This is a genomic window from Paenibacillus glacialis (assembly GCF_001637205.1).
Taxonomy (GTDB): Bacteria; Bacillota; Bacilli; order Paenibacillales; family Paenibacillaceae; genus Paenibacillus_AQ; species Paenibacillus_AQ glacialis.
This window is the reverse complement of the sequence record NZ_LVJH01000040.1, coordinates 23,793-35,155: the sequence shown is the minus strand read 5'-3', so window position 1 is coordinate 35,155 and position 11,363 is coordinate 23,793. Positions and strand designations below refer to the sequence as shown.

The following is an 11,363-nucleotide window of genomic DNA, read 5'->3' as shown; positions in this document are numbered from 1 at the left end:
CTGACGTCCTTCCCCAAAGGTCATGACTTCGCTAAGGTCACAGATAAGCAGCTTGCTGAAGCCATCCGCCTTATTAACGATCGCCCGCGTAAATGTCTAGGCTGGAAGTCTGCTCACGAAGCTTTCATGGAAGCCCTGTCGCACTTGACTTGACAATCTGTCATTTTAAAAAAGAGGCCCTGTCATAAATCGACAGAGCCTCTTTTACTTTGAATCCATTACCTAGTCTTTAACCAAGGATAGAAATTCTGCACGACTAGCGGAATCTTCACGGAAAATTCCTCTTACAGCAGAAGTAACGGTCTTGCTTCCAGGTTTCTTAACCCCTCGAGAACACATGCATAAATGCTCGCCTTCTACGACAACCATTACGCCGTTCGGCTGCAATACCTCGTTAAGAATATCCGCAATTTGAGATGTAATACGTTCCTGCACCTGCAAGCGACGAGTTACTGCCTCAACCAATCGCGCAAACTTACTAAGTCCAGCAATTTTACCACTAGGAATATATCCGATATGAATTTTCCCAAAGAAAGGTGCCATGTGGTGTTCACATTGACTGTAATACACAATATCCTTCACAATGACAAGTTCCTCATGATTTTCATCAAAAGTCACACCTAGCACATCTCGAGGATCTACTTCATAACCCGCAAAGATTTCTTCGTACATGCGAGTGACACGTGCTGGTGTCTCAAGCAAACCTTCACGCTTAGTGTCCTCACCAATTAGGCCTAGAATTTGCTCAATGTGATATTCTATCTTTTCACGGTTGTTTCCTACTCCGGTGTTTACATAATCTTTAACTCCAGACACAGTACATCCTCCTCTCACGGCCATACTTCCCGGATAGAAAGATTATTTACCTTTTACGGCTTTGGCCTCTCTTCGGAACAGCTGGCTGATTTTTCATCATTTGCTGTGCTTTTTGCATCTGTTTACCATTCAGATTGTACCCCATCTGTTTAGCCATCTTTTGTAGCATTTCTGGATTATTCTGCATTTTCTCCATCTGTCTGCGCAAATAATATACGCCAATGAAAAATCCGCCAGCTAATCCTACAATTAACGTAATAATAGGAAGTGCAATATTCATTTCGGCCACCTCGATAATTTACAAGAATTTGTCTTACTCGCTTACATACGAACATATCATAGCATGTCCGTTAGAGGCTAGCAAATATAATTCTAGGCGAGTACTTTGTCGATAAAGACGGTCGTTTCTACAGCAAGATCTATTTCTTCAATCTCTAGATTATCCCCGTTACTATTCCGAATAATACGTATAACAGGTCGTCCTGGTAGTCCTTTGTGCTGACGTACGACAACCCCGTTCTCTTTAGTAGACAACCTCACTCCCGCACCATTCGGATAGATTGAGACCATTCTCGTAAATTGAATTAGCACTTCCCGGTCTAATTCTATCTCGGACATAGCCATCAATTCCTCGCAAGCCTCATGTGGAAGAAGTGCCCTATCTCCCTCCAAATGACTGATTAAATGATCATAGGTATTGGCCACAGCAACGATCTTGGCATATATATGAATTTCATCATTTGCCAAGCCCCGTGGTAGACCTAACCCATCCACTCTTTCATGATGCTGCAAAGCAACATGAGCAATAAGGAGATTGAATTCTCGTTTATTCTTGAGTTTCTCATATCCTCGCCATGTATGATGATTCCTCACACCAGGAGCAATTTCTTCATCTTTTAAAATATTGTTCTTGCCAATATCATGCAACAAGGCACCCATAGCCAACTCTTTGGCCTGAATATAATTCAGACCCATATTAATACCCATAACTGTAGATAGTAGACAGACATTCATGGCATGAATGTACTGTGCATTGTCGACCGTACGAATATCCGTTAATTGAACAAGTAATTCTTTGTTACCCAAGACATCAGATAACAAGGTATCCACAGTTGTACCAATCAATTGCGCATTCCATTCTTTACCTGACCGCACTGCTTCAAATGTGTCACTGATCCCATGAATGAGACTCTGTTTCGTTGCTTCGGTCAGCATTTCAGCAGTCTCTACATCATCAAATAAAGCGTCCTGAATGTATAGCATCGTAACGCCAATTCGATTGAGCGTATTGACCATATATACGGTTAGTTGAATTCCAGCTCCCAACAGCACCGTTCCATTGCCTGAATATACGGACTTACCGAGAAACTGCCCTGCTTCTACATCTGCAATATTTACATATCTCATAAATGTTCCCCCACATGGCCTAATTACTTATTATCCTGAATACTTCATCTTTCGGGTAACGACCCCTCTAAGGACAACAATTGACTTCTGATTTCGTGACCATAAACGTAGCCCGCAAGCGAACTGTCTGCACCTATAATACGGTGACACGGTACGATAATCGGAATCGGATTTTTATTCGTTGCTACTCCAACGGATTTTACCGCTTTCGGGCGCTCAATAGCCTCCGCTAATTGTCCATGAGAACAAGTCTCCCCATAAAGAATATCGGCAAGTGTGGTCCATACTTGTAGTTGGAATAAAGTGCCTCTCATATCAATCGGAAGATCGAATTGTTTCCGCTCACCCGCAAAGTATTGCTCTAACTGAATTTTAGCTTCTGTTAGACGTTCTCCGTCATGTATAAATACAGCATCTTGGGTCCAGTTTCGTGACCATTGTTGTATTATAGCTTCCTTCGTAGTAAAAGAATCCATTTCGACTAAACAGATTCCCTTCGATGATGTACAAAGCGTTAATATTCCAATAGGCGTTGTTAATTCATCGTAATAAATAATCTCTTGAGAATGCTTTTCTTCAACATTAGTCGACGGTTCTATCTTTTCTTTCGCTTTCATTAGCATTTCCTGAACCAATTTATCCTCTTCTACAGCCAATCCTTTATTCAAGCTATTCAAAGCTTCCTCACCTCCAATACGTCCTAGTGCCCATGCAGCAGTACCCCTCATTTCATAACGCGGGTCCTTTAATAGCACTTCTTCGAGTCTTGGTACGGCAGAGCGATCTTTAAAATTACCCAATGCAATAATCGCATTGCGCTGCATAGGCTTCTTCCCTCTCCAAGCCGCCGCGCTCTCCCCAAATTTCTCCTTGAATTCTCGGTTACTAAGATCAAGAATAGGTAGCAACAGTGGCTTAGCAATCTCATAGTCAGGGAGTAACTCCTTGTGATGATCCCAACTTTTTCCACGATTCTTAGGGCAAACAATCTGGCATGTGTCGCAGCCATAAAGACGATTCCCGATCTTAAGCATCTGTTCTTCTTCTAATAGCCCTTTGGTTTGTGTCAAGAATGATACACAGCGCTGTGCATTGAGCTGTCCCGGACCCACAAGAGCTCCTGTAGGACAAGCATCAATACATTTGGTACATTCACCGCAATCTTCAGTTACAGGCGTGTCCGGTGGAAAGGGAATGTTCGTTACCATATCCCCTAGATAGATCCAAGAACCCCACTTCGGTGAAATAATCATACAATTCTTAGCACTGAATCCTATACCCGCCCGTTCAGCCACAGCTCTGTCGACCAGCGCTCCGGTATCCACCATACTTTCTATCACCGCTTCGGGAACACGCTCCCGAATGAAATCCTCAAGCTTCTGCATAGCTTCTCGTAACACATAATGATAATCTCTTCCCCATGCAGAGCGGGCTAATATTCCTCTGTAAGCTCCTGGTTCCGATTTCGGTGGGTTTACCATTTTGGATGGATAAGCCACTGCAATCGCAATCAAGGATGCGGGTTGTGATGACGGTAACGCGGGTGTCACCCTTTTATCTAGATCAGGTTCTTCGAAGCCTGACTCATAACCATTATCACGGTGATTCTGTAAAATCGACTTCAACGAAACAAAAGGATCTGCAGTAGCAAAACCAATCTCATCAATACCTAAACTAGGTGCAGCTAATTGGATGTCTCTTTTCAGTTGCTCCCATACAGATGGCGAGGGAGCATACGGTGACTTCACATGTTCTAACGTCATCTCCACATCGTCTCCTTATGTTGTACTACAGACTAAAGTCCTCTAATTTTATTAATTGGCCAAAATATAAATTCTGCCCTACCGACAATCAAATCTGATGTTACCGTACCAAAATAACGACTGTCCTTGCTCTCCCCTAGATGACGGTTATCACCCATGACAAAATATTGATCCTCAGCAAGCTTAATACCAGCGAAATCCTCATCTTGAATATCCACATCGATATAATCTTCCTGCTGTAATTGACCATTTAGATATAACTTGTGTTCTTTGACTTCAACCACATCTCCGGGAACACCAATCACACGTTTAACAAGAAAGTCCTTTTTACTATCATCTTGACTCGGATCCCGCAATACTACCACTTCACCTTTTTTAGGTGCAGAGAAATCATAGATTATTTTGTTGACGAATAGCCGTTCTCGTTCTACTAACGTTGGCTGCATCGATTGTCCTTTAACCATAGACAAATTAAATACAAATAGATTAAGTAACATCATGACAACAAAGACGACAACAATTGTTTTAATCCAATCCCACAGTTCCGCTTTCCATCCAGGCTTAAGTCCTTCTTGATTCATAATACACCTCTTTTTTTACTCATTTGCTCAAACTATCCTACTAAATAGAAAAGCATATCTTCTCCGTTTTTGCAACGGCTGCAAGATATGCTCGATATTTGTAAAAATTAGGTGTGTCGTCTATTTATATGCATATATTATACTAAATCTACCCGTGAGCAACAATACTAAGTTTCTGGAAAGCCTCCATAATTTTGTTAGCACCGTAACCCATCGCCTCAAATAAAGGCATTGCTGCAAGGTTTTGTTCATCCCCAGCAATCAAAATACGACTTACTTTACGTTGTTGAAACCGTTGTTCCATCGCTGTAACAAGGGCTTTTCCAATCCCTTTACGCCGATAGTCTGGGTGAATAGCAATTCTAAAGTAGCAACCATGGTTGTTCTCAATCGTACCGATCAAGGCTCCCACAATTTCTCCATCTTCTTCTGCTACCATGATCAGGTCAGAATCCCACGAAAGTTGCCTAGAGAACGGTTGAATCGTATTCTCGAAACACTCTTCCGACAATGCAACCTGAAGAAGTTCAGTTACTGGATTACAGTCACTTAACTGAAAGGAACGAACATGCATAAATTAAATCTCCCTTTTCGTTAGCTTTATCCGGCTTGTACAAAAGTTAACTTAAATAGCCAACTTTACAAACATCCCGAATATAATAATTACGACAAATAACCTGAAAATCCTTCTTGCTAGTCCATTAAACCACAATTTTCTCGAGAAAACACCTGTTTTCTTATGAAAGCGCTTTATATCTAGCTTTATTGCTATATATTAGAAGAGGAACTATCTAATTGTCATATTTCTCTTAACAAGAGGTTATCATAACTAGTGTTTTGTAAACGAATATTTTTACAAACCGACTTTACAAACATAAATGTTGATTTAATATGTTAAATACGGTTTAATAATATTGTAGCCACTAAATTAGGGGTACTTTTTATTCACTACATATGTTGATAAAGGATGCTTTCTCAGACCCTTTATTCATTCATAAATTATTTACTAATACAATCCTCAGGAGGTAATTTATTATGGCATTTCAACTACCAGCACTACCTTATTCAAACGATGCACTTGAACCACACATCGATGCGTTAACAATGGAAATTCACCACGATCGTCACCATAACACTTATGTAACAAACTTAAATGCAGCACTTGAGAAAGCACCTGAGCTACAAAACAAGAGCATTGAAGAATTACTTACAGGTCTAGGAAGCGTACCTGAAGAAATTCGTACCGCTGTTCGCAATAACGGTGGTGGACATGCAAACCATAGCCTTTTCTGGGAAATCATTGGTCCTAACGGTGGAGGAAACCCTACTGGCGAATTAGCACAAGCTATTGATAGTGAGCTTGGTGGTCTTGATAAATTCAAAGAAGAGTTCGCTAAAGCAGCTACTACTCGCTTCGGAAGCGGATGGGCATGGTTAGTTGTTGGGAAAGACGGTAAGCTTGCTGTAACAAGCACTCCTAACCAAGACAACCCACTTAGCGAAGGCTTGACTCCTATTCTAGGACTTGACGTATGGGAGCATGCTTACTACTTGAAATTCCAAAACAAACGTCCTGATTATATTTCTGCTTTCTGGAATGTCGTTAACTGGGATGCAGTTGCTGCACGTTACGTAGCTGCCAAGTAGAAACGGCTATGCCGTCTTTTTTCAAAGTCGGCACCCGTTTCAGCGGAAATATAAGAAATAGAGTATCAAGTGAAACTTATACTTTATTATATTTCAAATAATTAATGCATAAAAATGATCCGCCCTCTTAATAAGGCGGATCATTTTTTATGCGTATAAATAAAGAGCCTATTTCCTTATTTCATTCTCATCTCTTCAAAATGAGCATTAATCATTTTCAGAAATGCATTAGGGAAGGCGTACGTTGCCATGTCTTCTTCACTAATCCATCGATATTCAGTGAGCATATCCCCAATATCCGTCACATCCATCGTAACGGATTCAACATTCTCTGCTACAAGCATCTGATCCTCCTTGCAACGATATACCTGAAGGTTCCAACGAATATGACTGAAGATATGTTCAATATCCATGAAATGCTCCAAAGGTATTGCTGGAATACCTTCGGCAACCATTTCCGCACCTAGTAGGTCTTGTGCTCGCTGATCGGCCATTCTTCCTCCGCGACTAACCGGAGATATCATATGCGGAAGTTCCCACATCCGAGCAAGTAAGCCACTGTCTGGACGTTGCCTTATCAGTATCTTCCCAGCATGATTCCCTCGTCCTTCAATCAATGCAACAAATCTTTGTTCTGGACGTGGTGGTTTACTCTTCGACTTGATGGGAAGTTGACTCTCCTTCCCTTCTATCCTTGCCTCACAATGCTCCATGACGGGACATGTTAAGCAACAAGGAGACTTAGGAGTACATACTAGAGCTCCAAGCTCCATAAGGGCCTGATTAAAGTGCGAAGCCTGTCCTTGCGGGATTAACTCCACCACTAATCTTTCCATCAATGCGCGTGTACTTCCTTTCATGATATCCTCTTCGATTAAAAAGAATCTGGATAATACCCTCATCACATTGCCATCTACAGCTGGCTCAGGTTGATTAAATGCAATACTGAGAATGGCTCCTGCTGTATACGGACCGACACCCTTAAGCGCAAACACACTTTCTTTGTCACTTGGTACCTGACCTCCGTGTAAGTCTTGTACTTGTTGGGCAGCATATTGTAGATTGCGTGCACGAGAATAATATCCAAGTCCCTCCCAACTTTTCAACACGTCTTGCTCAGGAGCATTCGCCAAATCTGCAACCGTAGGAAATCTCTCTATAAATCGATTGAAATATGGAATAACCGTATCTACACGTGTTTGCTGAAGCATGATTTCAGATATCCAAATATAATAAGGGTTACGATGGCGACGCCAAGGTAAATCCCGTCGGTTCTCAAGATACCATCTCAGTAGATTCTCACTGAAATAGTGTTGTTGTTCAACATTAAACATGTGCTTCTCCTTATCTATCTTGTATTCCATGGGCAGAAGCTAAAGCTTAATTCGCTCTCTCAATAACCGCAAACGCAGAAGCAAGCTCTCTCTGATGCGTAATACTCAAATGAATAGCATACTCCATGGATTGTCCCGGAAGGTTTAACTTCTCCCATGCTTGTTCGCTTAATTCTACCTTTGGTTTCCCCAACTCATCCGGAAGTATTTCTATATCGCCAAAACCAATTATAGCACCGATTCCACAACCGAATGCTTTAACTATGGCCTCCTTAGCAGCAAATCTTCCTGCTGTAAATTCCGTAGTCTTCCGTCCTCGACTTAGAGCTAATTTATACTCTTTAGATGTCAGTATTCGTTGCATGAATGGCTGAGCATTTCTTCCACTGAGCAACTGCTCAACTCGAATGATCTCAAGTATATCGTGACCGATTCCATAAATCATGGTACTCACACCCCTTCCGTCAAAAGCTACAATCCTTATTGTATCAGGCGATTGAATATGTTGCGACCTTCCAAGGGATAACTCTTATTACCATGTGTATTAACCGCCACCGCTCGTTACATGAAATGAAATAATAAATAGAGTGCCACATCTGTTCCCAGTTGTGCACTCTATTTGCTGCAATATCTATCTTAATTCAACTCACGATTACAAACGTTTATATCCCTGGTATTGAATCACGCTTATGAGCCGTTCTTGTGTAGAAACCTTCCAGACGTTCCCTCGAAACAGCATTAATTTCTTTACCCTCTAGATAGTCGCTATTCTCGTCATACGTAAGGCCCAGTTCCTCTTCATCTGTCTGGCCTTCCCATAGTCCTGCTGTAGGAGCCTTATCTAGAATAGGCTGTGGAACACCTATATATGCTGCGAGCTGACGCACTTGACGTTTGTTGAGAGAACTAAGTGGTGTAATATCTACCGCGCCATCTCCCCATTTGGTATAAAATCCAGTAATGGCTTCAGAGGCGTGATCGGTTCCTACTACAATCAGATTCAACTCAAAAGATAATGCATACTGCATAACCATGCGTGTTCTTGCTTTAACATTCCCTTTACCTTTATGACTGATATGACGATGGATACCCATAGCTTTGAGACCCTGTTCTACTTCCAATGCTACTTCGGTGACTGCATCTTCAATATTGGTCTCCACCGTATGTTTAAGATCGAATGCCTTTGCTGTCGCATAACTGTGATCAATATCTTCCTGTGTTCCATAAGGTTGAAATACGCCCAGCGTCATGTAGTCTTGACCTGTTTCTTTCGTTAATTCATCTGTAGCTAATTTACACAAACCAGCAGCAACTGCACTATCAATTCCTCCACTAATCGCAATTAGAAGTCCTGTAGCTCCTGCATTCTTCACATAATTCTTAAGGAAAGCTACTCTCTCCTTCACTTCCGATTCCACATTGATAACAGGTTTAACCCCTAATTCCGCAATGATCTGTTCTTGTAAACTCATTCCTAAATGCACCTCATTTCTAAGTAATATGTAATTCGTGATCTTGTTAATATTCCATAAAGTTCGTACACAAAACCCCGGAGCTGTCGGAATGCCGCAACTTCGGGGTTTATTGTGCAGCGAACGCTTAAGTATTACTTACAAAAACGGTCAAAAGCTTCCGTTAGTTCTGCAGCAATCTCTTGCGCTGATCTGTCTTCAATCGAATGACGTTCGATGAAATGAACGAGTTCTCCATCTTTCATCAATGCAATAGAAGGTGACGAAGGCGCATAAGGAGCAAAATACTCTCTTGCCTTAGCTGTCGCTTCTTTATCCTGCCCCGCAAACACAGTAAATAACTGCTCAGGTACAACATCATGATTCAGAGCCATACCTACACCCGGACGACACTGCCCAGCAGCACAACCACATACTGAATTAATAACGATCAAAGCTGTGCCTTTAGCATTCGCTACTTGTGCCTCAACTTCTTCAGGGGTTGTAAGTTCCTGAATTCCCAAACTTGTTAATTCATCCCGCATCGGTTGAATCATATCCCTCATATATCGATCAAAAGACATAGACATTCTCAATCACTCCTCCAGATAAACATTAATAACATGATTATACCTATTCTGAATGTTTGAAAGCAAGCAATTGAGCAAGACTAACAGCTTTTTTTGCCTTGATAACGATTGCTAATAGTCATTACTTGCTATAAATTATTGGACTAATGTTAGTACGAGGGAATTTCACTACAAAAGTTGTACCAACGCCCTCGACGGAGTTAACTGTAATTTTACCTTTGTGATGTTCAACAATACTAAGACATAATACCAATCCAAGCCCTGTTCCTTGATCCTTAGTTGTGAAGAAGGGAACGAATAATTCATCTAGCTTACTCTTCGGAATACCCGCTCCTGTATCTGATATCATCAGCTCCACACTATTGTCATCCGCTTTGGTTTGTATTGTGAGCTGTCCTTTGACATTCATAGATTCCATTGCGTTACGCGCTAAATTTAGAATTAATTGTTTAATCTCTTTCGAGTTCAGACGAAGTTCAGGAACATTCTCATCAAGTTCTAACTCAATACTCTGACCACGCAAATTTGCATCCGCCCATAAAAGAGGACTCAGATCATAAATAATTTTATGCAGGTGACATTCTGTTTTCTCTGTTACTCGATTCTGTGCAAGGGACAAAAAGTCATTAATAATACCGTTCGCACGATCCAATTCTTCCATGACAATCCGATAATAATGATCTAATGTGCTTGGGCTCTTCTCATGCATGAGCTGCAAAAAACCACGAACAACTGCCATAGGATTACGAATTTCATGTGTAATACTAGCTGCCATCTGTCCTACTAAGCTCAACCTTTCCATATTTCCCAGTTCACTACGAAGTCTCTCGATTTCTGTAATGTCTTGAATGACCAGTACAGCACCAAGTATTTCACCCGTATAAGAGTTCTTAAGTGGAGAAGTATTCGTATAGTACATTCTAGACTCATTTTGTGTCAGATCATGATCCATAATCATTCCTTGAAGTGCTTGAGCAATCCTAAATTCAATATGCTCCTTTTCCATCATGTCATCAGTAAACAACGTAACAGGTTGCCCAAGAACATCTGGTTTGGTCAGGTGAGGGTTCTTTATTCTAAACAGATTCATCATCATTTCATTAATGTTTGTTACTCTGCCATTCCGATCTAAAGAAACCATACAAAGGGGTACCACATCCATGACCTGCTGTAATTTCTCCTCTTCACGCAAATATTTCTCTGACATTCCCATAATCTGTTCCTTAAGCAGCAGCCTCTCTAAGGAGAATTCAATCAAATATATTACCATGGCTCCCCAAAGGAGACTAATAACTAAGTAAAAGGTAATCATAAGTGTAGCGCTCATGTTAAATAAACCTAGATTGTCCAAATGAAAAAGAGGGGAAAAATCCAACAACATCACCGGAAATAAACTTATAACGATCTGAAAAATCTTTCCTTTTAAAGAAGCTTTTAAGAAGAAAGAAGAAGTCCAGAACAACACAGGATACATTAATAACCCCGTATGAACAACTAAACCATACAATGAATAATTCTCTGTAAATATGAAATAACAAATAATATATACAATAGCCAGTGGCACTCCTGATTTATAGCCACCATACAAGATCGCAACAAAAAGCGGCACAATACCCATATTAAGAGGTATAGCTCCCCCGTACAGTTCAGATGAAAACATAGAACATAACATCAGACTGACGGCACTTGATATAACAATAACCATGGTAAAACCAGTAGCATCTAAATTTCTAGACTTCCCCTTGCAGTGTATGTATTTATCAAGAATGAGAGG

At 40.9% G+C, this 11,363-nt stretch carries 12 protein-coding genes and 1 pseudogene; 2 read left to right on the top strand and 11 right to left on the bottom strand.

Features of this window, described 5'->3' with window-relative positions; translation table 11 throughout:
- Positions 1 to 153 (top strand): annotated as a pseudogene (locus PGLA_RS29815) (IS30 family transposase); the annotation flags it as partial.
- 69 nt (positions 154 to 222) lie between these two features.
- Here PGLA_RS29815 and folE read toward each other — a convergent pair.
- From folE to PGLA_RS18585, 6 genes are all read right to left on the bottom strand, one after another.
- On the bottom strand, positions 223 to 816 hold the full coding sequence (gene folE, locus PGLA_RS18610; RefSeq protein ID WP_068535777.1) for a GTP cyclohydrolase I FolE: 594 nt from the start codon (positions 814 to 816) through the stop codon (positions 223 to 225).
- A gap of 46 nt (positions 817 to 862) precedes the next feature.
- The gene (locus tag PGLA_RS18605) at positions 863 to 1,096 is read right to left on the bottom strand and encodes a YneF family protein (protein WP_068535775.1); all 234 of its coding nucleotides are present in this window, start codon (positions 1,094 to 1,096) and stop codon (positions 863 to 865) included.
- A 92-nt stretch (positions 1,097 to 1,188) separates the two neighbouring features.
- Entirely contained in the window at positions 1,189 to 2,223 is a 1,035-nt protein-coding gene (locus PGLA_RS18600) for an HD-GYP domain-containing protein (protein WP_068535774.1), read from the bottom strand.
- A 44-nt stretch (positions 2,224 to 2,267) separates the two neighbouring features.
- Complete coding sequence (gene queG / locus PGLA_RS18595) at positions 2,268 to 3,986, bottom strand: tRNA epoxyqueuosine(34) reductase QueG (protein WP_068535773.1); 1,719 nt, start codon at positions 3,984 to 3,986, stop codon at positions 2,268 to 2,270.
- A gap of 32 nt (positions 3,987 to 4,018) precedes the next feature.
- Entirely contained in the window at positions 4,019 to 4,567 is a 549-nt protein-coding gene (gene lepB / locus PGLA_RS18590) for a signal peptidase I (RefSeq protein ID WP_068535771.1), read from the bottom strand.
- A 148-nt stretch (positions 4,568 to 4,715) separates the two neighbouring features.
- Entirely contained in the window at positions 4,716 to 5,141 is a 426-nt protein-coding gene (locus PGLA_RS18585; RefSeq protein WP_068535769.1) for a GNAT family N-acetyltransferase, read from the bottom strand.
- A gap of 461 nt (positions 5,142 to 5,602) precedes the next feature.
- Here PGLA_RS18585 and PGLA_RS18580 point away from each other — a divergent pair, with 461 nt between their 5' ends.
- The gene (locus tag PGLA_RS18580) at positions 5,603 to 6,214 is read left to right on the top strand and encodes a superoxide dismutase (RefSeq protein ID WP_068535767.1); all 612 of its coding nucleotides are present in this window, start codon (positions 5,603 to 5,605) and stop codon (positions 6,212 to 6,214) included.
- Positions 6,215 to 6,390: 176 nt separating this feature from the next.
- Here the strand turns inward: PGLA_RS18580 and mutY are convergent, their stop codons facing one another.
- The 5 genes from mutY to PGLA_RS18555 form a co-directional block, all read right to left on the bottom strand.
- A complete protein-coding gene (gene mutY / locus PGLA_RS18575; RefSeq protein WP_068535765.1) occupies positions 6,391 to 7,548 on the bottom strand; it encodes an A/G-specific adenine glycosylase in 1,158 nt (385 codons plus the stop codon).
- 46 nt (positions 7,549 to 7,594) lie between these two features.
- Entirely contained in the window at positions 7,595 to 7,993 is a 399-nt protein-coding gene (gene acpS / locus PGLA_RS18570) for a holo-ACP synthase (RefSeq protein ID WP_068535763.1), read from the bottom strand.
- A gap of 217 nt (positions 7,994 to 8,210) precedes the next feature.
- Positions 8,211 to 9,020 carry an ammonia-dependent NAD(+) synthetase gene (nadE, locus tag PGLA_RS18565; protein ID WP_068535761.1) on the bottom strand — a complete coding sequence of 270 codons (810 nt, stop codon included), beginning with the start codon at positions 9,018 to 9,020 and terminating at the stop codon, positions 8,211 to 8,213.
- A gap of 134 nt (positions 9,021 to 9,154) precedes the next feature.
- Positions 9,155 to 9,589, bottom strand: a complete 435-nt coding sequence (locus PGLA_RS18560) for a BrxA/BrxB family bacilliredoxin (protein WP_068535759.1) — start codon at positions 9,587 to 9,589, stop codon at positions 9,155 to 9,157.
- 121 nt (positions 9,590 to 9,710) lie between these two features.
- Complete coding sequence (locus PGLA_RS18555; RefSeq protein ID WP_245700124.1) at positions 9,711 to 11,294, bottom strand: ATP-binding protein; 1,584 nt, start codon at positions 11,292 to 11,294, stop codon at positions 9,711 to 9,713.
- Between the last annotated feature and the right edge of the window lie 69 nt (positions 11,295 to 11,363).